General features: G+C 62.2%; 14 protein-coding genes. 9 read left to right on the forward strand and 5 right to left on the reverse strand.

What is annotated here, in order from left to right; translation table 11 throughout:
• Position 1: 1 nt before the first annotated feature.
• From HKK57_RS22980 to HKK57_RS23005, 6 genes are all read left to right on the forward strand, one after another.
• Positions 2–1306, forward strand: coding sequence for an MdtA/MuxA family multidrug efflux RND transporter periplasmic adaptor subunit (locus tag HKK57_RS22980; protein WP_169390831.1), 1305 nt, complete (start codon positions 2–4; stop codon positions 1304–1306).
• On the forward strand, positions 1303–4404 hold the full coding sequence (locus HKK57_RS22985; protein WP_029291585.1) for an MdtB/MuxB family multidrug efflux RND transporter permease subunit: 3102 nt from the start codon (positions 1303–1305) through the stop codon (positions 4402–4404). Before HKK57_RS22980 ends, HKK57_RS22985 begins: the two co-directional genes overlap by 4 nt.
• The gene (locus tag HKK57_RS22990; protein ID WP_169390832.1) at positions 4401–7508 is read left to right on the forward strand and encodes an efflux RND transporter permease subunit; all 3108 of its coding nucleotides are present in this window, start codon (positions 4401–4403) and stop codon (positions 7506–7508) included. Before HKK57_RS22985 ends, HKK57_RS22990 begins: the two co-directional genes overlap by 4 nt.
• The gene (locus tag HKK57_RS22995; protein WP_237150435.1) at positions 7505–9031 is read left to right on the forward strand and encodes an efflux transporter outer membrane subunit; all 1527 of its coding nucleotides are present in this window, start codon (positions 7505–7507) and stop codon (positions 9029–9031) included. Before HKK57_RS22990 ends, HKK57_RS22995 begins: the two co-directional genes overlap by 4 nt.
• 231 nt (positions 9032–9262) lie before the next feature.
• Positions 9263–11359, forward strand: coding sequence for a putative bifunctional diguanylate cyclase/phosphodiesterase (locus HKK57_RS23000; protein ID WP_169390833.1), 2097 nt, complete (start codon positions 9263–9265; stop codon positions 11357–11359).
• Positions 11360–11445: 86 nt separating this feature from the next.
• On the forward strand, positions 11446–12192 hold the full coding sequence (locus tag HKK57_RS23005; RefSeq protein WP_029291594.1) for an SDR family oxidoreductase: 747 nt from the start codon (positions 11446–11448) through the stop codon (positions 12190–12192).
• A 199-nt stretch (positions 12193–12391) separates the two neighbouring features.
• Here the strand turns inward: HKK57_RS23005 and HKK57_RS23010 are convergent, their stop codons facing one another.
• The 4 genes from HKK57_RS23010 to HKK57_RS23025 all read right to left on the reverse strand — a co-directional run bounded on the left by HKK57_RS23010 (position 12392) and on the right by HKK57_RS23025 (position 16329).
• The gene (locus HKK57_RS23010; RefSeq protein WP_237150434.1) at positions 12392–12853 is read right to left on the reverse strand and encodes a hypothetical protein; all 462 of its coding nucleotides are present in this window, start codon (positions 12851–12853) and stop codon (positions 12392–12394) included.
• 82 nt (positions 12854–12935) lie between these two features.
• Positions 12936–14345 (reverse strand): GntR family transcriptional regulator MpaR, encoded by a 1410-nt coding sequence (gene mapR, locus HKK57_RS23015; RefSeq protein WP_029291598.1) that lies wholly within the window; start codon positions 14343–14345, stop codon positions 12936–12938.
• 133 nt (positions 14346–14478) lie between these two features.
• Positions 14479–15894 (reverse strand): cytochrome c oxidase accessory protein CcoG, encoded by a 1416-nt coding sequence (gene ccoG, locus HKK57_RS23020; RefSeq protein WP_154905964.1) that lies wholly within the window; start codon positions 15892–15894, stop codon positions 14479–14481.
• Positions 15895–16089: 195 nt separating this feature from the next.
• Positions 16090–16329: a DUF3203 family protein gene (locus tag HKK57_RS23025; RefSeq protein WP_070994825.1), complete on the reverse strand. Its 240-nt coding sequence runs from the start codon at positions 16327–16329 to the stop codon at positions 16090–16092.
• Positions 16330–16449: 120 nt separating this feature from the next.
• Here HKK57_RS23025 and HKK57_RS23030 point away from each other — a divergent pair, with 120 nt between their 5' ends.
• Complete coding sequence (locus HKK57_RS23030; protein WP_169390834.1) at positions 16450–16944, forward strand: MgtC/SapB family protein; 495 nt, start codon at positions 16450–16452, stop codon at positions 16942–16944.
• A gap of 9 nt (positions 16945–16953) precedes the next feature.
• Here the strand turns inward: HKK57_RS23030 and HKK57_RS23035 are convergent, their stop codons facing one another.
• Positions 16954–17112, reverse strand: a complete 159-nt coding sequence (locus HKK57_RS23035; protein ID WP_167362635.1) for a hypothetical protein — start codon at positions 17110–17112, stop codon at positions 16954–16956.
• A gap of 200 nt (positions 17113–17312) precedes the next feature.
• Here HKK57_RS23035 and HKK57_RS23040 point away from each other — a divergent pair, with 200 nt between their 5' ends.
• Both HKK57_RS23040 and treS read left to right on the forward strand, forming a co-directional pair.
• The gene (locus HKK57_RS23040) at positions 17313–19286 is read left to right on the forward strand and encodes an alpha-1,4-glucan--maltose-1-phosphate maltosyltransferase (protein ID WP_154905963.1); all 1974 of its coding nucleotides are present in this window, start codon (positions 17313–17315) and stop codon (positions 19284–19286) included.
• A 153-nt stretch (positions 19287–19439) separates the two neighbouring features.
• On the forward strand, positions 19440–22757 hold the full coding sequence (gene treS, locus HKK57_RS23045; protein ID WP_169390835.1) for a maltose alpha-D-glucosyltransferase: 3318 nt from the start codon (positions 19440–19442) through the stop codon (positions 22755–22757).
• Positions 22758–22808 lie beyond the last annotated feature (51 nt).

The following is a 22808-nucleotide window of genomic DNA, read 5'->3' on the forward strand; positions in this document are numbered from 1 at the left end:
AATGGTTGATCAATCCATGCAATCGTCTCCCCGTAGTTCCCGCCGCTGGCTGTTTGGCTTGCTTGTCCTGTTGGTGATTGCCGGCCTGTGCTGGAAGTTCTGGCCGGCAGGCTCCGCCCAGAAAGACGCCCCGGCAGCCAGGACCAGCAAGACGGGGATGATGCGTCCCGGCTTCGGCGGCTCCGGCGCTGCGGTGCCCGTGCGTGTTGCACCTGCGGTCACCGGGGACTTCCCGGTGTACTACAAGGCGCTTGGCACTGTGACGGCGCTGAACACCATCAATGTGCGCAGCCGGGTTGGGGGAGAGCTGGTGAAGATCGCCTTTGAAGAAGGGCAGATGGTCAAGGCCGGCGACCTGCTGGCGCAAATCGACCCGCGCAGCTACCAGAACGCCTTGCTCCAGGCCCAGGGCATGCTTCTGCAAAACCAGGCCCAACTGAAAAACGCCCAGGTTGACCTTGAGCGTTATCGCGGCCTGTATGAACAAGACAGTATCGCCAAGCAGACCCTGGACACCGCCGCCGCGCTGGTCCTGCAATACCAGGGTACGGTCAAGACCAACCAGGGTGCGGTGGATGACGCCAAGCTCAACCTTGAATTCACCCAGATCCGCGCGCCGATATCCGGCCGTGTCGGCCTGCGCCAACTGGACGTCGGCAACCTGGTGGCGGCCAACGACACCACCGCCCTGGCAATCATCACCCAGACCCAACCGATCAGCGTGGCCTTCACCTTGCCGGAGAACAGCCTGCAAACCGTGCTGGCCCGCTACCGTACCGGCAACAAGCTGCCGGTGCAGGCCTGGGACCGTGGCGATCTGCAGCTACAGGCCACCGGCGTGTTGCAGAGCCTGGACAACCAGATCGATGTCGCCACCGGCACCCTGAAATTCAAGGCCCGTTTCGATAACCAGGACCAGGTGCTGTTCCCCAATCAGTTCGTCAACGTGCGCCTGTTGGCCGACACCCTGAAAAACGTGGTGTTGGTGCCATCGGCGGCGATCCAGTTCGGCACCAACGGCACCTTTGTCTATGCCCTGGACGCTGACAAGAAGGTCAAGATCCGCACCCTGGTCATTGGTGATACCGATGGCCAGAACACCGTGGTCAAGGAAGGCCTGGCTGCCGGCGATCGCGTGGTACTCGAAGGCACCGATCGCTTGAAGGACGGCACCGACGTCGAAGTGGTCAACGACAGCAACCAGGTGCCAACCACCCCCACTGAACATTTGCAGGGCAAGCCCGCGGCACAAGGCGAAAGCAGCCCGGCGGCGGATGCCGGCAAGGCGCAAAAGGCCGGCGCATGAACCTGTCACGGCTGTTCATCCTCAGGCCCGTCGCCACCACCCTGAGCATGCTGGCCATTGTCCTGGCTGGCCTGATCGCCTATCGCTTGATGCCGGTGTCAGCCTTGCCCCAGGTGGATTACCCGACCATCCGCGTCATGACCCTGTACCCCGGCGCCAGCCCGGATGTGATGACCAGCGCGGTCACTGCGCCCCTGGAGCGCCAGTTCGGGCAAATGCCCGGCCTGACGCAGATGGCCTCGACCAGTTCCGGTGGGGCCTCGGTGCTGACCCTGCGCTTCAACCTCGACGTCAATATGGACGTCGCCGAGCAACAGGTGCAGGCGGCGATCAACGCGGCCAGCAACCTGCTGCCTTCGGACCTGCCGGCGCCCCCGGTGTACAACAAGGTCAACCCGGCCGACACCCCGGTGCTGACCCTGGCCATTACTTCCAAGACCATGTTGTTGCCCAAGCTCAATGACCTGGTCGATACGCGCATGGCGCAAAAAATCGCGCAGATCAGCGGTGTGGGCATGGTCAGCATCGCCGGCGGCCAGCGCCAGGCCGTGCGGATCAAGGTCAACCCCGAGGCCCTGGCCGCCAACGGCTTGAACCTGGCGGACGTGCGCAGCCTGATCGCGGCCTCCAACGTCAACCAGCCCAAGGGTAACTTCGACGGCCCGACCCGGGTGTCGATGCTCGACGCCAACGACCAGTTGGTATCGCCCGAGCAGTACGCTGAACTGATCCTGGCCTATAGCAACGGTGCGCCGCTGCGCCTCAAGGACGTCGCGCAGATCGTCGATGGCGCCGAGAACGAACGCCTTGCTGCCTGGGCCAATGAAAACCAGGCGGTGCTGCTCAATATCCAGCGCCAGCCGGGCGCCAACGTGATCGAGGTGGTGGACCGGATCAAGGCGCTGCTGCCCAGCATCACCGACAACCTGCCCGCGGGCCTCGACGTGACGGTGCTCACCGACCGCACCCAGACCATTCGCGCCTCGGTCACCGATGTGCAGCATGAATTGCTGATCGCCATTGCCCTGGTGGTAATGGTGACGTTCCTGTTCCTGCGTCGCTTCAGCGCCACCATCATCCCGTCGATTGCCGTGCCGTTGTCCCTGATCGGCACCTTTGGCGTGATGTACCTGGCCGGTTTCTCCATCAACAACCTGACCCTGATGGCCCTGACCATCGCCACCGGGTTCGTGGTGGACGATGCCATCGTGATGCTGGAGAACATTTCCCGTTACATCGAGGAAGGCGAGACACCGATGGCCGCGGCGCTCAAGGGCGCCAAGCAGATCGGCTTCACCCTGGTTTCCCTGACCCTGTCGCTGATTGCGGTATTGATCCCGCTGCTGTTCATGGCCGATGTGGTCGGGCGGCTGTTCCGCGAATTTGCCATCACCCTGGCGGTGGCGATCCTGATTTCCCTGGTGGTGTCCCTGACCCTGACGCCGATGATGTGCGCGCGCCTGCTCAAGCGCGAACCCAAGGAAGAAGAACAGGGCCGCTTCTACAAGGCCAGCGGCGCCTGGATCGACTGGCTGGTGGCTGCCTACGGGCGCAAGCTGCAATGGGTGCTCAAGCACCAACCGCTGACCCTGCTGGTGGCCATCGCCACCCTGGGCCTGACGGTGGTGCTGTACCTGGTGGTGCCCAAGGGCTTCTTCCCGGTGCAGGACACCGGGGTGATCCAGGGCATTTCCGAGGCGCCGCAGTCGATTTCCTTTGCTGCCATGAGCCAGCGCCAGCAAGAACTGGCGAAGATCATCCTCGAAGATCCGGCGGTGGAAAGCCTGTCGTCCTACATTGGGGTAGATGGCGATAACGCCACCCTCAACAGTGGCCGCCTGCTGATCAACCTCAAGCCCCATAAAGAGCGGGACTTGAGCGCTGTCGAGGTGATTGCGCGCCTGCAGCCGACTCTGGACAAGCTGGTGGGCATCCGCCTGTTCATGCAGCCGGTGCAGGACCTGACCATCGAAGACCGCGTCAGTCGTACCCAGTACCAGTTCAGCATGTCCTCCCCGGACGCCGACCTGTTGGCACTGTGGAGCGGCAAGCTGGTACAGGCCCTGAGCCAGTATCCGGAACTCACCGATGTCGCCAGCGACCTGCAGGACAAGGGCTTGCAGGTGTACATGGTGATCGACCGCGATGCCGCCTCGCGCCTGGGCGTGTCGGTGGCCAATATCACCGACGCCCTGTATGACGCCTTTGGCCAACGGCAGATCTCCACGATCTACACCCAGGCCAGCCAGTACCGCGTGGTGCTGCAGGCCCAGTCCGGCGAAACCCTGGGGCCGGATGCGCTGAACCAGATCCATGTGAAAACCACCGACGGCGGCCAGGTGCGCCTGTCGAGCCTGGCCCGCATCGAGCAGCGCCAGGCCCAGTTGGCGATTACCCATATCGGCCAGTTCCCTGCGGTGATGATGTCGTTCAACCTGGCACCCGGCGTGGCCCTGGGCAAAGGTGTGGAGCTGATCAACCAGGTGCAGAAGGACATTGGCATGCCGGTCGGCGTGCAGACCCAGTTCCAGGGCGCCGCCCAGGCGTTCGAGGCCTCGCTGTCGAGCACCTTGCTGCTGATCCTGGCGGCGGTGGTCACCATGTACATCGTGCTCGGCGTGTTGTACGAGAGCTACATCCACCCGATCACCATTCTCTCGACCCTGCCATCGGCAGCGGTGGGGGCCCTGTTGGCGCTGCTGCTTACGGGCAACGACCTGGGGATGATCGCGATCATCGGCATCATCTTGCTGATCGGCATCGTGAAGAAGAACGCGATCATGATGATCGACTTTGCCCTCGACGCCGAACGCAACCAGGGCCTTGACCCGCAGACCGCGATCTACCAGGCGGCGCTGTTGCGCTTCCGGCCAATCCTGATGACCACCCTGGCGGCGCTGTTCGGTGCGGTGCCCCTGATGCTGGCCACCGGCTCCGGCGCCGAACTGCGCCAGCCCCTGGGCCTGGTGATGGTCGGCGGCTTGCTGTTGAGCCAGGTCCTTACGCTGTTCACTACCCCGGTGATCTACCTGTACTTCGACCGCCTGGGCCGTCGCTGGCGCAAGACCCCCGAAGCGCTGGAGCCGGTTGAGCCATGAACCTGTCCGGACCTTTTATTCGCCGGCCGGTAGCCACCATGCTGCTGAGCCTGGCGATCATGTTGCTGGGCGGTGTCAGTTTCAGCCTGTTACCGGTGTCGCCGCTGCCCCAGATCGACTTCCCGGTGATTGTGGTCTCCGCCAGCCTGCCTGGCGCCAGCCCGGAAGTGATGGCGTCTACCGTGGCTACGCCCCTGGAGCGCTCCTTCGGCGCGATTGCCGGGGTCACCACCTTGAGCAGTTCGTCGAGCCAGGGCTCGACCCGGGTAATCCTGGCCTTTGACTCCGACCGCGATATCAACGGCGCGGCGCGGGAAGTGCAGGCGGCGATCAACGCCTCGCGCAACCTGTTGCCCAGCGGCATGCGCAGCATGCCCACCTACCGCAAGATCAACCCGTCCCAGGCGCCGATCATGGTGTTGTCGCTGACCTCGGACGTGTTACCCAAGGGCCAGTTGTATGACCTGGCCTCGACCATCCTCTCCCAAAGCCTGTCCCAGGTACCGGGTGTGGGTGAAGTGCAGATCGGCGGCAGTTCCCTGCCGGCGGTGCGCATCGAGCTCGAACCCAAGGCTCTCGACCAGTACGGCGTGTCCCTGGATGAGGTGCGCGACACCATTGCCAATGCCAACGTGCGCCGGCCCAAGGGCTCGGTGGAAGACGCCGAGCGTAACTGGCAGATCCAGGCCAACGACCAGTTGGAAAAGGCCAAGGACTATGAGCCGCTGCTGATCCGCTACCAGGACGGCGCGGCGTTGCGCCTGAGCGATGTGGCGAAGATCAGCGATGGCGTCGAGGACCGCTACAACAGTGGTTTCTTCAACAATGATTCGGCGGTGTTGCTGGTGATCAACCGCCAGTCGGGCGCCAACATCATCGAGACCGTCAAGCAGATCAAGGCGCAGTTGCCGGCGCTGCAGGCGGTGCTGCCGTCCAGCGTCAAGCTCAACCTGGCCATGGACCGCTCGCCGGTGATCACCGCCACCCTGCATGAGGCGGAAATGACCCTGCTGATTGCGGTGGCCCTGGTGATCCTGGTGGTGTACCTGTTCCTCGGCAACTTCCGCGCCTCGCTGATCCCGACCCTGGCGGTGCCGGTGTCGCTGGTGGGCACCTTTGCGATCATGTACCTGTACGGGTTTTCCCTGAACAACCTGTCGCTGATGGCCCTGATCCTGGCCACTGGCCTGGTGGTGGACGATGCCATCGTGGTGCTGGAGAACATCTCGCGGCATATCGACGACGGTATCGCGCCGATGAAGGCGGCGTATCTTGGGGCCAAGGAGGTCGGTTTTACCCTGCTGTCGATGAACGTGTCGCTGGTGGCGGTGTTCCTGTCGATCCTGTTTATGGGCGGGATTGTCACCAGCCTGTTCCGTGAATTCTCCATCACCCTGGCGGCGGCGATCATCGTTTCGCTGGTGGTCTCCCTGACCCTGACGCCGATGCTCTGCGCGCGCTGGCTCAAGCCCCATGTCAAAGGGCAGCAGACCGGCTTGCAGCGCTGGAGCCAGAAGGTCAACGACCATATGGTGGGGGGTTATGCCCGCAGCCTGGACTGGGTGCTGCGGCACAAACGCCTGACCCTGCTCAGCCTGCTGGTGACCATTGGCGTAAATATCGCGCTGTATGTGGTGGTTCCCAAGACCTTTATGCCGCAACAGGACACCGGGCAACTGATCGGTTTTGTGCGCGGCGATGACGGCCTGTCATTTAGCGTCATGCAGCCGAAGATGGAGATTTTCCGCAAAGCAGTGTTGCAAGACCCCGCAGTGGAGAGCGTGGCCGGCTTTATCGGTGGCAGCAACGGCACCAACAACGCCGTGATGCTGGTGCGGCTCAAGCCGATCAAGGAACGCAAGCTGTCGGCCCAGGCGGTGATCGAGCGCCTGCGTAAAGAAGTGCCGCTGGTACCGGGTGGTCGCTTGATGCTGATGGCCGACCAGGACCTGCAATTTGGCGGCGGCCGCGACCAGACGTCCTCGCAGTACTCCTACATCCTGCAAAGTGGCGACCTGGCCGCATTGCGCCTGTGGTACCCGAAAGTGGTCGCCGCGCTGCGCGAGCTGCCGGAACTGACCGCGATCGACGCCCGCGAAGGCCGTGGCGCGCAACAGGTGACGTTGATTGTCGACCGCGATCAGGCCAAGCGCCTGGGCGTCGACATGAACATGGTCACCTCGGTGCTGAACAACGCCTACAGCCAGCGGCAGATTTCCACCATCTATGACAGCCTCAACCAGTACCGGGTGGTGATGGAGGTCAATCCAAAATACGCCCAGGACCCGATCACCCTCAATCAGGTGCAAGTGATTACCGCCGATGGCGCGCGAATCCCGCTGTCGACCATCGCCCACTACGAAAACAGCCTGGCCGACGACCGTGTCAGCCACGAAGGGCAGTTCGCTTCCGAAGACATTGCCTTCGACATGGCCCCCGGGGTCACGGTGGAGCAGGGCACGGCCGCTATCGAGCGGGCGATTGCCAAGGTCGGCTTGCCCGAAGACGTCATCGCCAAGATGGCGGGCACCGCCGATGCCTTTGCCGCCACTCAGAAAAGCCAGCCGTTCATGATTCTCGGCGCGTTGGTAGCGGTGTATCTGGTGCTGGGGATTTTGTATGAGAGCTACATCCACCCGCTGACCATCCTTTCGACCTTGCCGTCGGCCGGGGTTGGTGCGCTGTTGTCGATCTACGTGCTGGGCGGCGAGTTCAGCCTGATCTCGTTGCTGGGCCTGTTCCTGCTGATCGGCGTGGTGAAGAAAAACGCGATCCTGATGATCGACCTGGCGCTGCAACTGGAGCGCAAGGAAGGCATGCAGCCCCTGGAATCGATTCGCAGCGCCTGCCTGCTGCGCTTGCGACCGATCCTGATGACCACCCTGGCGGCAATCCTCGGTGCCTTGCCGTTGCTGCTGAGCACCGCCGAAGGCGCGGAAATGCGCCAGCCCCTGGGCCTGACGATTATCGGCGGGCTGGTGTTCAGCCAGATCCTGACCCTTTACACCACCCCGGTGGTTTACCTCTATCTCGACCGCCTGCGCCACCGTTTCAACGGTTGGCGCGGGGTGCGTACCGACGCTGCCCTGGACACTCCGTTATGACCGCAACGCACCTCCCTGTAGGCGCTGGCTTGCCAGCGAAAAACGCCAACCATGACGCGGGGCACCTGACTCACCGCCGGGGCCTCAGGTTTTTCGCGAGCAAGCTCGCGCCTACCGTGTTTTGCGGCGTATTGCTCAGCGCTTGCGCCATCGGCCCGGATTACCAGCGCCCGCAAGTGGCTGAGCCGGCGCAGTACAAAGAAGCCCAGGGCTGGCGCCAGGCGGCGCCCAGCGATGCCTTGGCCCGTGGCGCCTGGTGGGAGTTGTATGGCGACCAGCAACTCAACAACCTGGTGGACAAGCTCAACAACGCCAACCAGACCGTGGCCCAGGCCGAAGCCCGCTACCGGCAGGCCCAGGCCACTGCGCGCAGTTCCCGTGGCGCCTTTTTCCCCACGGTCGACCTGAGTGCCGGTAAAACCCGCGCCAGCCAGGGCACCGGTAGCAGCAATGCAAGCCTGAGCAGCTCCAGCAGCGGTATCCGCGACACCCTCAACACCCAGTTGGGTGTCAGTTGGGAAGCGGATATCTGGGGCAAGTTGCGCCGTGGCCTGGAAGCCAGCAACGCCAGCGAGCAAGCCAGCGCCGCAGACCTGGCCGCCATGCGCTTGAGCCAGCAGTCGGAGTTGGTGCAGAACTACCTGCAACTGCGGGTCATGGACGAACAGACCCGCTTGCTGCAAAGCACCGTCGAGACCTACCAGCGCTCGCTGCAAATGACTGAAAACCAGTATCGCGCCGGTGTCTCCGGCAAAGACGCCGTGGCCCAGGCGCAGACCCAGCTCAAAAGCACCCAGGCCAGCATGATCGACCTGATCTGGCAGCGTGCGCAGCTGGAAAACGCCATCGCCGTACTGATCGGCGAAGCTCCGGCCACCTTCAACCTGGCGGTGAGCAAGGATATTCCGGCCTTGCCGCAGATCCCTGCCAACCTGCCATCACAATTGCTGGAGCGCCGCCCAGACATCGCCTCGGCCGAACGGGCGGTGATCGCGGCCAATGCCAATATTGGCGTGGCGAAAACCGCCTACTACCCCGACCTGACCCTGAGCCTGGCCGGTGGATATTCCAGCAGCACCTACGCCGACTGGATCAGCCTGCCCAACCGTTTCTGGTCGGTGGGGCCGAAACTGGCGATGACCCTGTTCGACGGCGGGCAACGCTCGGCGGAAGTTGACCGCGCCGAAGCCTCCTACGACGAAACCGTGGCCAAGTACCGCCAGACCGTGCTCGACGGTTTCCGCGAGGTGGAAAACTACATGGTCCAGCTCAAGGTCCTGGAAGACGAGGCGGGTGTGAGCAACGAAGCCCTGGCATCTGCCCGCGAATCCCTGCGCCTGACCCAGAACCAGTACAAGGCGGGCCTGATCGCCTACCTGGACGTGGTTAACGTGCAGGCCACGGCATTGAGCAACGAACGCACCGTGCTGACCTTGCTGCAAACCCGGCTGGTCGCCAGTGTGCAACTGATCGCCGCATTGGGCGGCGGATGGGACGGTCAGATGCAGCCACGCGAAGAGTAATCGGTATCTCTGACAGCAGTTGGTGAGGCCATTGGGGCGGCTTCGCCACCCAGCGCGGGCGATGCGGCGTTCCGACAAGCCCGCTCGCCACAGGGAAGGCTGTTCGTCAAAGGGCGACTTCAGGTGATGGCCTTGTGACAATATTTCACCTATTCAAGAATTATTCTCGCTACAATCCCCGGCCTTTCCTGGCATGGATGCCGCTCGCACTGTCAGCCTTAGAGACGCCCCATGCTTACCGGCAGCTATTCCCCCGCACTGGTCCTGATCTCCCTGTTTGTGGCGATCCTTGCTTCCTATACCGCCCTTGACTTGACCGGCCGCATTGCCACGGCGAGGGGGCGGGCGGTGTACCTGTGGATGGCCGGCGGGGCCCTGGCCATGGGGATTGGCGTGTGGTCGATGCATTTTATCGGCATGTTGGCCTTCCGCTTGCCAATCGCGCTGGGCTACGACATCGGCATTACCACGTTGTCGCTGGTGATCGCGATTTTCTCCTGCGGGTTCGCCCTGTGGCTGGTCAACCAACCGCGCCTGCCTATTTGGCAACTGGGTTTTGGTGCCCTGGTCATGGGGGCCGGTATCAGTAGCATGCACTACACCGGCATGGCCGCCATGCGCATGACCCCCGGCATCGACTACGACCCCATCTTGTTCGCTGCCTCACTGCTGATCGCCGTCGGCGCTTCGGCCGCCGCCCTGTGGATTGCCTTCAACCTGCGGCGCAATACCCCCTATGTACGCCTGGCGCGGGGTGGGGCAGCGGTGGTGATGGGCGTGGCCATCGTCGGCATGCATTACACCGGCATGGCCGCCGCCCGTTTTGCCGATGGCAGCTTTTGCGGGGCGTCGGTGGATGGCCTGAGCGGCAGCGGCCTGGATAACCTGGTACTGGTGACCACCCTGGCGGTGCTGGCCATTGCGCTGTTGACCTCGTTGCTTGACGCGCGCCTGGAAGCCCGCACCGCCGTGCTGGCCGATTCCCTGTCCCTGGCCAACCAGGAACTCACCCACTTGGCCTTGCACGACACACTCACCGGCTTGCCAAACCGTACGCTGTTGGCCGATCGCATTCAGCAGGCTATGCAGTTGGTGGCGGAGCAGGGCGGCTGTTTTGCCCTGATGTTTATCGACCTGGACGGCTTCAAACCGGTCAACGATGCCTTTGGCCATCATATGGGTGACCAATTGCTACGCGAAGTGGGCCTGCGCCTGCGTGAAGATCTGCGCAGCCAGGACACCCTGGCCCGGATCGGTGGCGATGAGTTCGTGTTGCTGGTGCAATTGAGCCAGCCCGACGATGCCCTGCGCCTGGCCGAGCGCCAGGTGGGTCTGATCAACCAGTCGTTCCGGGTCGCCGAGCATGACTTGAACATCTCCGCCAGCGTCGGTATCGCCCTGTTCCCCGGCAACGGAGCAACGCCCCAGGAACTGTTGATGAATGCCGATGCGGCGATGTATCACGCCAAGAGCATGGGCAAGAACGGCTACAGTTTTTTTGATGTATCGATGAACACCAACGCGCGCCGGCAACTGCAACTGTTGCAGGATTTGCGCAATGCGGTGGACCAACAGCAGTTGCGCCTGTACTACCAACCCAAGTTCGACGCCCTCAGCGGCCGCGCTGTCGGCGCCGAGGCGCTATTGCGCTGGGAGCATCCACAACATGGCTTGTTGCTGCCGGACAAGTTTATCGAGCTGGCGGAAAAGACCGGGGTGATCATTGCCATCGGCGACTGGGTGCTCAACGAAGCGTGCCGGCAAATGCAAGTGTGGTTTGCCCAGGGGTATCGGGACTGGCGTATCGCGGTCAACCTGTCGGCCCTGCAGTTCTGCCATGCCGGGCTGGTCACCAGTGTGGCCAACGCCCTGCAGCGTCACCAGTTGCCGGCCAACAGCCTGACCCTGGAAATCACCGAAACCACCGCCATGAGCGATGCCGATGCCAGCATGACGGTGTTGCAGAAACTCTCGGAAATGGGCGTTGACCTGTCAATCGACGACTTTGGCACTGGTTATTCCAGCCTGATGTACCTCAAGCGCCTGCCGGCCAACGAGCTGAAGATCGACCGCGGTTTTGTACGGGACCTGGAGCATGACAGCGACGATGCCGCCATTGTCTCGGCGATTGTCGCCCTGGGCCAGGCCCTCGGCCTGCGCATCGTCGCCGAAGGGGTGGAGACCGACATGCAGCAGGATTTCCTCACGCGTTTGGGCTGCGACTCGTTGCAAGGCTATCACCTAGGCCACCCGCTGCCGCCGGATACATTTATGAGCGCCATCGTGGCCAAGGAACAACTGACCCGGCCGCCGCTTACCCAACCCTGAGATCAATTGACCCCGATCCATGCAAAACCTGGCAGGCACAGGTATTCTTGGATCCAACAGCCTGGTTGAATGGGGAGTCAGTACACATGGACAAAGTCGTCATCATTACCGGTGGCAGTCGTGGGATCGGGGCCGCCACGGCCTTGCTGGCGGCCCGGCAGGGCTATCGCATCTGCATCAATTTCCAGTCTGACGAAGAAGCCGCCCTGCGTGTGCTGGAGCAGGTCCGCGCACTCGGCGCCCAGGCTATCGCGGTGCGCGCTGACGTGAGCATCGAAGACGAAGTGATCAGCCTGTTCAACCGTGTCGACACCGAATTGGGTCGCGTCACCGCGCTGGTCAACAACGCCGGCACTGTCGGCCACAAGTCGCGGGTCGACGAAATGTCCGAGTTCCGCATCCTGAAAATCCTCAAGACCAACGTGCTGGGCCCTATCCTGTGCGCCAAGCATGCATTGCTGCGCATGTCGCCCAAGCACGGCGGGCAGGGCGGTAGCATCGTCAATGTGTCCTCGGTGGCTGCACGCCTGGGCTCGCCCGGTGAGTACGTGGACTACGCGGCGTCCAAGGGCGCGCTGGACACCTTTACCATTGGCTTGTCCAAGGAAGTGGCGGGCGAGGGGATCCGGGTCAACGCGGTGCGCCCAGGTTATATCTTCACTGAATTCCACGCCTTGAGCGGCGACCCGGACCGGGTCAGCAAGCTTGAGCCGGGCATTCCCATGGCCCGTGGCGGGCGCCCTGATGAAGTGGCGGAAGCGATTGTCTGGTTGTTATCGGACAAGGCCTCTTACACCACCGGGACATTTCTGGATCTTGGCGGCGGGCGTTGATTCTGCCTGGGTGCTGAGAGCCCCCTCACAAAGGGGCGGGGCTCCCTGGCTTTTCGTGGCGAGCGGGCTTGTCGGAACGCCGCATCGCCCGCGCTGGGTGGCGAAGCCGCCCCAATCGCCTCACCACGCTCTGCCAGGTACCCCGAGGTGGCTGGTTCCCCCAGCGGGAGCAGCCTCTCACCACCGACACGAGCCCGTGTCAGAAGTCGCCTAAAGCCTGATACCCCCGACGCGCAAACTGGTCCAGGCGGTCTGCCTCCGAGTCATGCAGGATGGTGACGCCCAAGTCGTAAAACCCGTCGATCTTGCCGTTACGTTCCACGCTGCCCTTGAGCTTGTCTTCGTCCAGGTTATCAATGAAGCGCAGCACTTTATCCAGGTTGTAGATCGCAGTGGCGCGGGCCTGGGGGGCGTTGTTGGCCGGCGTCCAGTCCCCCACGTGGCGCTTGAGGTCCGGCTGGAGCTGAAAGCGATCATTGCCTGCAAGGAAGTCCCTGAGCACCGGGCTCTGTTCGATAATCCTTTCTGCCGAACGATGGTCACCTGTCGGGCGCCCGGTTGGCCCGTTCAACTGGCGAACTTCGCGCTGTTCGGCCACCCGCATGTAGTTGGGTGGGAGCGGCAGCGGAAGATGGAAGAAGGGCGGCAGTACACCTCGCATCAAACGTTTCCTGAGCAATGGAGAAAATGGACCCTCCTACGTGGCACGTTTCAGTGTTTGGTTACCTTTCAAGCGCAGCCCCTTAAAACGAACGCACAATGCGCCCCAACGTTTCCATGGCCTTTTCCGCCGCCTCATCCCAGGGGCTGCCGTAGTTCAAGCGAATGCAGTTGCGAAAACGCTGGGTCGGCGAAAAAATCGGCCCCGGCGCGATGCTGATACCTTGGGCCAGGGCCATCTGGAACAGTTTCAACGAGTCGGTCTGTTCTGGCAGTTCCAGCCACAGGAAATAGCCGCCGGCCGGTTGGCTGACCCGGGTTTGCGCCGGAAAGTAACGGCCGATGGCGGCGAGCATGGCACTTTGCTGCTCTTCCAGGGCATAGCGCAATTTACGCAGGTGCCGGTCGTAGCCGCCGTGTTGCAGGTAATCGGCAATCGCCGCCTGGGCGGGCATCGAGGCACAAAGCGAGGTCATCAGCTTCAGGCGTTCGATCTTTTGCGCATAACGGCCGGCGGCCACCCAGCCTACGCGATAGCCAGGGGCCAGGCTCTTGGCGAAGGAACCGCAGTGCATCACCAGGCCTTCGGTGTCGAAGGCCTTGGCGGGCTTGGGCGCCTGCTGGCCGTAATACAACTCGGCGTACACGTCGTCCTCGATCAGCGGCACCTGATGCCCGCGCAACAACTCAACCAACGCCTGCTTCTTGGCCTCGGGCATGGTTGCCCCCATGGGGTTCTGGAAACTGGTCATGCACCAGCAGGCCTTGATCGGGTAGCGCTCCAGGGTCTGGGCCAGCACTTGGAGGTCAATGCCATCGCGCGGGTGCACGGGGATTTCCACGGCCTTGAGTTTCAAGCGCTCGAGCACTTGCAGGCAGGCATAAAACGCCGGGGCCTCGATGGCCACCAGGTCTCCCGGCTCGGTCACCGCCTGCAGGCACAGGTTCAGCGCTTCGAGGGCGCCGTTGGTGATCAGCAACTCCTCCATGGGCAGCATCAAGCCGCCGACCATGTAGCGCAGGGCAATTTGCCGGCGCAGTTGCGGGTTGCCCGGCGACATGTCGGTGACCACCATGCGCGGGTCCATCTCGCGGCTGGCGCTGGCCAGGGAGCGGGCCAGGCGTTGCAGGGGGAACAGCATCGGGCTGGGGAAGGCCGAGCCAAACGGTACGGTCTGCGGGTCCTTGATCGAATCGAGTACCGAGAACACCAGCTCGCTGACGTCCACCTCAGTGGACTCGTGCACATGGGCGCTGACCGCAGGCTCGGAAAACGGGCTGGGGGCATGGGTATTGACGAAATACCCGGAGCGCGGGCGCGCACGGATCAGGCCGCGGCGCTCCAGCAGGTAATAGGCCTGGAACACCGTGGATGGGCTGACGCCATACGTTTGGCTGGCATAGCGCACCGACGGCACACGCTGGCCGGGGCCGAGGACGCCGGAGCGGATCAGTTCAGCGATGTCGTCGGCAAATTTCTCGTAGCGTTTCATCGTGATCCTAGGTCTACACAGGTCAAAGTGTGGGAGCGGGCTTGCCCGCGATTACGGTGTGTCAGTAGCAGATATTTCGACTGACGCACCGCTATCGCGGGCAAGCCCGCGCCTACAAGGGAGGTTGCGTGTGTCAGCGGTTCAGCGGCGCCACAAAACGGCTGTCGGCGACACTATAAACACTTGGCTCATCCTTATCCGTCACCTTGAAGCGGATGGTTTGCGAGCTACTGGTTGGTTTGTCACGGGTCAACGCCACAGACACCGGCAAGTCGGTGATTTCCCCCGGCGCCAGGCTGACCTCGGTCTTGCCCTGCAGCTCGAAGCCCTCGCCATCCAGCAGCTCCACGCGGTAATCCTGGCGCTGTTGGGTCTTATTGATGATCTTCAGGCTGTAGATGTTCTCGATCAGCCCCTGGCTGTTTTCCCGGAACATCCCACGGTCCTTGGTCACGTCCAGCGAGACCATTGGCCGCTGCACCAGCGCCATCACCAACGCAGCGATCATCACCAGCAGCACCGCACTGTAGCCGATCAATCGCGGTCGCAGCAGGTGCGTCTTGCCGCCCTGCATCTGATGCTCGGAGGTGTAGCTCACCAAGCCCCGCGCATAGCCCATCTTGTCCATGATCGAATCACAGGCGTCGATGCAGGCTGCGCAGCCGATGCATTCCATCTGCAGGCCGTCGCGGATATCGATGCCGGTGGGGCAAACCTGTACGCACAAGTGGCAGTCGATGCAGTCGCCCAGGCCAACCTCGGCCGGGTTCACATCACGTTTGCGCGGGCCACGGCTTTCGCCACGGGCGGCGTCGTAGGAAATGGTCAGGGTGTCCTTGTCGAACATCACGCTCTGGAACCGTGCATACGGGCACATATGCATGCACACCGCTTCACGCAGCCAGCCGGCATTGATGTAGGTGGCGCCGGTAAAGAACAGCACCCAGAACAGGCTGACGCCGCCCATCTGCCAGGTCAGCAGTTCTTCGGCCAACGGCCGGATCGGGGTGAAGTAGCCGACAAAGGTCAAACCGGTCAGCACGCTGATCGCCAGCCACAGCGTGTGCTTGGCCGCACGGCGCGCCAGCTTGTTCACGCCCCAGGGCGCAGCCTGCAGCTTGATCCGCTGGTTGCGCTCGCCTTCGGTGACTTTCTCGCACCACATGAACAACCAGGTAAACGAGCTTTGCGGGCAGGTATAGCCACACCAGATGCGGCCGGCAAAGACGGTGATCGCAAACAGCCCGAAGGCACAGATGATCAACAACGCCGACAACAGGATGAAGTCCTGGGGCCAGAAGGTCGCGCCAAAAATATGGAACTTACTTTCCGCCAGGTCCCACAACACTGCCTGGCGTGAGTCCCAGTTCAGCCACACGGTGCCAAAAAACGCCAGGAACAAAAAGCCTGCGCCACTGATGCGCAAGGTGCGGAACAGGCCGGTGAAACTGCGGGTATGGATCAGGTTGTCGCTGGATTTGGCCTTCATCTTCTTTGGATGTGCAGGCTCGAAATTTTCTACTAATCGGACGGGGATTCTATCGCTCATGGTCTTTCGCTCATCAGCCTCCATCAGGCGGATGAACTATGGGCCGCGATCTGTTTGCATAACAGACTCAGGTAAATCGATAAAAAGCGGATCAGATGGGTTTTGGCGCCCGCCCTGCGACAATGTGCAGCACCCCGCAAGCCGTGGGGCCGGTGCCTGGATCAACAGTGCCCACGGCATGCTGATCCAGATCAATCAAATCACCGAATCACCGTCAGTGGCCTTGAGGTGCTTGCGCCCATCGATGGCGCCGGCCACGGTCAAGGCGTCGGCTTGCGCCTCGGTGATGTAAATCCGCTGGCCGTCGATCTCCACCGCCGACATGGCTTTATCGCTGTCGGTAATCACCGTTACCTCCAACACGCTGCAACGCTGCTCCTCGCCGCTGTCGTCAATCTTGAAATAGCAGCTCTGGTTTTCGATACGTACGGGCATGGTGTTCTCCTGGTTGCACAGTCCTGTTAGTTAGGTGCCGCGCCCTTGCCAATGGTTCGGCGCAACTGACTGGCGGTCGTTGCTGTCCATCTTCTATCCCCCCCATGAAAGGACAGGACCATGGACGCCTGGTGGCAAGAAGTCTGGCAAACCCTGCAAAGCGAATTCGCCGATGTCGGCGATGCGCGGCAAATGACGCAAATCACCGTACGCCTGCTGATTGCAGCGATCCTCGGTGGCATCCTCGGCTTTGAACGTGAACAAAAGGGCAAGGCCGCGGGGGTGCGCACCCATATGCTGGTGGCGATGGGCGCAGCGTTGTTCGTGCTGGTCCCGCAGATAGGCGGTTCACAAGCCGATGCCATGAGCCGGGTGATACAGGGGGTGATCGCCGGGATCGGTTTTTTGGGCGCGGGCACCATCCTCAAGGGCAAGGAGGAGGAGGCCGGGCAGCACGTCAAGGGGCTGACCACTGCGGCCGGCTTGTGGATGACCGCCGCCATCGGGGTGGCGGCGGGGTTGGGCAAGGAGTCCACGGCGGTGCTGAGCACCGTGCTCGCCCTTGCCGTGTTCAGCGTGATGCCAAGGATTGTGAAGCTGTTGGACAAGCCTTAGCCGCGGCTCCTACACGATAACCGGCGGCATCGTCGTCGGCGGTTCTTCCTGTGCCGGTGGCACGCTTTCCGGAGGTTCCTGCTCGGGAATCGGCTCCGGTTCGGTCGGCGGCAGGGTGGGTTTGTCGATATTCGGGTCTGGGGTTTCAGCAGGAATGGGGATGTTCATCGCGGTGGCCTCGTTTGTGCTTTGCTCAACCGGTGGACAACCGTCATGGCCGTTTGATTCCCGCCCGGTGGCGGTACATCCACCTGAACTTTTCCAACGCGCCCGGGCTCGGACCTTATGTGGCCGGCTCAGGGAGAGCCCGCTTGCAGCACTGACAATCAAGCACAAGAGCGTCCATGGGGCGTAAGGGGAGATGCTCGATGACTGCTGAAAGACCCGCACTACCACTGTCCCAGGCACTGTTGCTGCCCAGGATCGCCATTGAAGACACCACACCTGTCATCGACGCCGGGGCCTTTGCGGTCAAGGCCGTGCAAGGCCAGCGCATCCAGGTGGCGAGCAATGTCTTTGCCGATGGCCATGACCAGTTGGCCGTCTTGATCCGTTGGCAGGCCTTGGGTGAAGACAGCTGGCACAGCGTGCCCATGAGTGACCAGGGCAACAATGCCTGGCAGGGCGCGTTCAGCGTGACCGAGCAAGGCCCCCACCAGTATTGCGTCGAAGCGTGGATCGATCATTTCGCCAGCTTCTGCTACGAATTGGGCAAGAAACACACGGCCGGGGTTCCTGTCAGCCTGGAGCTGCAGGAAGGTCGCAACCAGGTGCTGCAAGCTGCCGAACGCAGCGAAGGCGAGTTGCAGGAGCGCTTGCAGCAGTTGCACCAGCAATTGTCCGGGCTGCTGGAAACCGAGCAGGTCGCGCTGTTTCTGCACGAAGACAGTGCACAGCTGATGGCCCAGGCTGATTTGCGCCCCTACCTGAGTATCAGCCCGCTGTACCCACTGGATGTGGAGCGCCCACAGGCGCTGTTTGCCAGTTGGTACGAGCTGTTCCCGCGCTCGATCACCGACGATCCGGCGCGCCACGGCACCTTCAATGACGTGCATTCGCGCCTGGCGATGATCCACGACATGGGCTTTGACGTCCTGTATTTCCCACCGATTCACCCCATTGGCCGTAGCCATCGCAAGGGCAAGAACAACTCACTGAGCGCCGGCCCCGATGATCCCGGCAGCCCCTATGCGATCGGCAGCGAGGAGGGCGGCCACGATGCAATCCATTCGCAACTGGGCACCCGCGAGGATTTCCGGCGCCTGGTAGCGGCCGCCGCCGAGCATGGCCTGGAAATCGCCCTGGACTTTGCCATCCAGTGCTCCCAGGACCACCCGTGGCTCAAGCAACACCCCGGCTGGTTCAACTGGCGTCCGGACGGCACGATCAAATACGCGGAAAACCCGCCGAAAAAATACCAGGACATCGTCAACGTCGACTTCTATGCCGCCGATGCGATCCCCAGCCTGTGGCTGGAGCTGCGCGACATTGTGCTGGGTTGGGTCGAGGAGGGGGTCAAGACCTTCCGCGTCGACAATCCCCACACCAAGCCGCTGCCATTTTGGCAATGGCTGATCAGTGACGTAAGGGCCCAACACCCGGAGGTGATCTTCCTCGCCGAAGCCTTCACCACCCCGGCGATGATGGCGCGCCTGGGCAAGGTCGGTTATTCCCAGAGCTACACTTATTTCACCTGGCGCAACACCAAGGCCGAACTCAGCGAGTACTTCACCCAACTGAACCAGTCGCCCTGGCGTGAATGCTACCGGCCGAACTTTTTCGTCAATACCCCGGACATCAACCCAGGCTTCTTGCATGAGTCCGGCCGCCCGGGCTTTTTGATCCGCGCCGCGCTGGCCACCATGGGCTCGGGCCTGTGGGGCATGTACTCGGGCTTTGAACTGTGTGAAAGCGCGCCAGTGCCGGGCAAGGAAGAGTACCTGGACTCGGAAAAGTACGAGATCCGCCCCCGGGACTTCAGCGCCCCCGGCAACATCATTGCCGAGATCGCCCAGCTCAACCGCATCCGCCGGCAGAACCCGGCGCTGCAGACACACCTGGGCCTGACGCTCTACAACGCCTTCAACGACAACATCCTGTACTTCGGCAAGCGCAGCGAAGATGGCAGCAACTTCATCCTGATCGCCGTCAGCCTCGACCCGTTCAACGCCCAGGAGGCCCATTTCGAGTTGCCGCTGTGGGAGATGGGCTTGCCGGACGACGCCCAGGTCCAGGGCGAAGACCTGATGAATGGCCATCGCTGGACCTGGTACGGCAAGACCCAATGGATGCGCATCGAGCCTCACATGCCGTTTGGCATCTGGCGCATAACCCATTCTTAAGTCGAACACGGTCTTCAGAACCCTGAGGATCCAATGTGGGAGCTGGCTTGCCTGCGATAGCGATGGATCAGCAAAGATGCTTTTCACTGACCCACCGCTATCGCAGGCAAGCCAGCTCCCACATTAACCACAGTATTTATTCAGGAGTTTCCAATGGCGAAGAAACCCAAGGCTGCCACCTTTATCAAAGACCCGCTCTGGTACAAGGACGCGGTGATTTACCAGGTTCACGTCAAATCCTATTTCGACTCCAACAACGACGGCATCGGTGACTTCCCCGGGCTGATCGCCAAACTCGACTACATCGCCGACCTGGGCGTGAATACCATCTGGCTGCTGCCGTTCTATCCCTCGCCACGGCGTGATGACGGCTATGACATCGCCGAATACCGGGGTGTGCACAGCGACTACGGGACCATGGCCGACGCCAAGCGCTTTATCGCCGAGGCGCACAAGCGTGGCCTGCGGGTGATCACGGAACTGGTGATCAACCACACGTCCGATCAGCACCCCTGGTTCCAGCGGGCACGCAAGGCCAAGCCCGGTTCCAGTGCGCGGGACTTCTACGTGTGGTCCGATGACGACCAGAAATACGATGGCACCCGCATCATCTTCCTCGACACCGAAAAGTCCAACTGGACCTGGGACCCGGTGGCCGGCCAGTACTTCTGGCACCGTTTCTATTCCCACCAGCCGGACCTCAACTTCGATAACCCGCAAGTCATGAAAGCCGTGCTGTCGGTGATGCGCTACTGGCTGGACATGGGCATCGACGGCCTGCGCCTGGACGCGATTCCTTACCTGATCGAGCGCGACGGCACCAACAACGAAAACCTCCCCGAAACCCACGATGTGCTCAAGCAGATCCGCGCCGAGATCGACGCCAATTACCCCGACCGCATGCTGCTGGCCGAAGCCAACCAGTGGCCGGAAGATACCCAGCTGTACTTTGGCGACCAGAAAGGCGATGACGGCGATGAGTGCCACATGGCCTTCCATTTTCCGTTGATGCCGCGCATGTATATGGCCCTGGCCCAGGAAGATCGCTTCCCGATCACCGACATCCTGCGCCAGACCCCGGAAATCCCCGCCAACTGCCAATGGGCGATTTTCCTGCGCAACCATGATGAGCTGACCCTGGAAATGGTCACCGACAAGGAGCGCGATTACCTGTGGAACTACTACGCCGCCGACCGCCGCGCGCGTATCAACCTGGGCATTCGCCGGCGCCTGGCGCCACTGATGGAGCGCGACCGCCGGCGCATCGAGCTGCTCAACAGCCTGCTGTTGTCCATGCCCGGCACGCCGACCCTGTACTACGGGGATGAAATCGGCATGGGCGACAACATCTACCTGGGTGACCGCGACGGCGTGCGCACGCCGATGCAGTGGTCCATCGACCGCAATGGCGGGTTTTCCCGCGCCGATCCGGCCAGCCTGGTGCTGCCGCCGATCATGGACCCGCTCTACGGTTACCAGTCGGTCAACGTCGAAACCCAGGCCCAGGACCCACACTCACTGCTGAACTGGACCCGACGCATGCTGGCGATCCGCAAGCAGTCCAAGGCATTTGGCCGTGGCAGCCTGAAAATGCTTTCGCCCAGCAATCGCCGGATCCTGGCCTACACCCGCGAATACACCGGCGCCGACGGCAAGCACGAAATCATCCTGTGCGTGGCCAACGTGTCGCGCACCGCCCAGGCGGCGGAGCTGGACCTGTCGGCCTTCGCCGGCATGGTTCCGGTGGAAATGCTCGGTGGCAATGCATTCCCGCCCATTGGCCAGCTGAATTTCCTGCTGACCCTGGCGCCCTATGGCTTCTACTGGTTCGTACTGGCCACCGAAAACCAAATGCCCAGCTGGCATGTGGAACCGGCCCAAAGCATGCCGGACTTCACCACCCTGGTCCTGAAAAAACGCCTCGAAGAGTTGCTCGAAGCGCCATCGCGCACCACCCTGGAGCAAACCTCGTTGCCCACCTGGCTGCCCAAGCGGCGCTGGTTTGCCAATAAGGACGCGGCCATCGACAGTGTGCACATTGCCTATGGCGTACGGTTTGGCGATGCGCAGCACCCGGTGCTGCTCAGCGAGATAGAAGTGACCAGCGGCGGGCAGACCAGCCGTTATCAATTGCCCTTCGGCCTGTTGGGCGAAGACCAGTTCACCAGCGCCTTGCCGCAACAACTGGCCCTGGCGCGGGTGCGGCGGGTGCGCCAGGTGGGCTTGATCACCGATGCCTTCAGCCTCGACAGCTATATCCGCGCGGTCATCGAAGGCCTGCGTGCGCAGACCGTGCTCAGCAGCAGTGACGGCGAGATCCGTTTCGAGCCGACCCCGCAATTGGCCAACCTGCCGGTGGGGGACGAGTTGCAAGTGCGCTACCTGGCGGCAGAACAATCCAACAGTTCCGTGGTGGTGGGCGAAAGCCTGGTGCTGAAGTTGATTCGCAAAGTCAGCGCCGGGGTCCACCCGGAACTGGAAATGGGTGCCTACCTGACCGCCGCCGGCTACGCGCATATCTCGCCCTTGCTGGGGTCGGTGATCCGTCGCGATGCCGAGGGCCAGGACAATCTGTTGATGATCGCCCAGGGCTATCTCAGCAATCAGGGCGATGCCTGGAGCTGGACCCAGAACAACCTGGAGCGGGCGATCCGCGATGAACTGGCCCAAGCCATTTCCGAACAGGAACAACACTACAACGCCCTCGGTGAACTGGCCGATTTCGCCGGGCTGCTGGGGCAGCGGCTCGGGGAGATGCACAACGTCCTGGCCGCGCCTACGAGCAATCCGGACTTCCAGCCTGAAGTCACCTCGGCCAAGGACTGCCAGGGGTGGGCCAAGCAAGTGGGGGCCCAGGCCGAGCGCGCCCTGCAGCTGCTCAAACAGCATCAAAGTGAATTGAACCCTGACGATCAGGCGCTGGTCACTCAACTGCTGGCGCAGAAAAAGCCCATCGCCAGCCACGTGCAGGATCTGGCAAAAGCCACCCTGGGCGGTTTGCGCATCCGTGTGCATGGGGATTTGCACTTGGGCCAGGTGCTGGTCGTCAAGGGCGATGCCTACCTGATCGACTTCGAAGGCGAACCCGCACGGCCGCTGCACGAGCGCCGGGGCAAGCACAGCCCGTACAAGGACGTCAGCGGCGTGTTGCGTTCGTTCGACTATGCCGCCGCCATGGCCCTGAATGTGCAAGCACAAGGCCTGGATCACTCGGCTGATGCTGATGCGGCACGCCAGCGGGTCGCCGATCGTTACCTGAGTGAAGCGCGACAGGCATTTATCCAGGCGTATCAACAGGCTACGTCTACACTGGCGCATGACTGGCAGGATGCCAAAGGGGCGCAGGCGGCACTGGCGTTGTTCAGCCTGGAGAAGGCTGCGTACGAAGTGGCCTACGAAGCGCAGAACCGCCCGACCTGGCTGGCGGTGCCATTGCGTGGGTTGCATGGCTTGTTGGCCGGCCCCATTTAGGGGGTTTGCTGTGTCTGACCTTATTCAAAACCACAAGCAGTGGGAGAAATC

The organism is Pseudomonas sp. ADAK21, from assembly GCF_012935735.1.
GTDB classification, from domain to species: Bacteria; Pseudomonadota; Gammaproteobacteria; order Pseudomonadales; family Pseudomonadaceae; genus Aquipseudomonas; species Aquipseudomonas proteolytica.

Coding starts and splice junctions, on each gene's coding strand:
- HKK57_RS22980 (WP_169390831.1), top strand. CDS start 2: ATGGTTGATCAATCCATGCAATCGTCTCCCCGTAGTTCCCGCCGCTGG.
- HKK57_RS22985 (WP_029291585.1), top strand. CDS start 1,303: ATGAACCTGTCACGGCTGTTCATCCTCAGGCCCGTCGCCACCACCCTG.
- HKK57_RS22990 (WP_169390832.1), top strand. CDS start 4,401: ATGAACCTGTCCGGACCTTTTATTCGCCGGCCGGTAGCCACCATGCTG.
- HKK57_RS22995 (WP_237150435.1), top strand. CDS start 7,505: ATGACCGCAACGCACCTCCCTGTAGGCGCTGGCTTGCCAGCGAAAAAC.
- HKK57_RS23000 (WP_169390833.1), top strand. CDS start 9,263: ATGCTTACCGGCAGCTATTCCCCCGCACTGGTCCTGATCTCCCTGTTT.
- HKK57_RS23005 (WP_029291594.1), top strand. CDS start 11,446: ATGGACAAAGTCGTCATCATTACCGGTGGCAGTCGTGGGATCGGGGCC.
- HKK57_RS23010 (WP_237150434.1), bottom strand. CDS start 12,853: ATGCGAGGTGTACTGCCGCCCTTCTTCCATCTTCCGCTGCCGCTCCCA.
- mapR (WP_029291598.1), bottom strand. CDS start 14,345: ATGAAACGCTACGAGAAATTTGCCGACGACATCGCTGAACTGATCCGC.
- ccoG (WP_154905964.1), bottom strand. CDS start 15,894: ATGAGCGATAGAATCCCCGTCCGATTAGTAGAAAATTTCGAGCCTGCA.
- HKK57_RS23025 (WP_070994825.1), bottom strand. CDS start 16,329: ATGCCCGTACGTATCGAAAACCAGAGCTGCTATTTCAAGATTGACGAC.
- HKK57_RS23030 (WP_169390834.1), top strand. CDS start 16,450: ATGGACGCCTGGTGGCAAGAAGTCTGGCAAACCCTGCAAAGCGAATTC.
- HKK57_RS23035 (WP_167362635.1), bottom strand. CDS start 17,112: ATGAACATCCCCATTCCTGCTGAAACCCCAGACCCGAATATCGACAAA.
- HKK57_RS23040 (WP_154905963.1), top strand. CDS start 17,313: ATGACTGCTGAAAGACCCGCACTACCACTGTCCCAGGCACTGTTGCTG.
- treS (WP_169390835.1), top strand. CDS start 19,440: ATGGCGAAGAAACCCAAGGCTGCCACCTTTATCAAAGACCCGCTCTGG.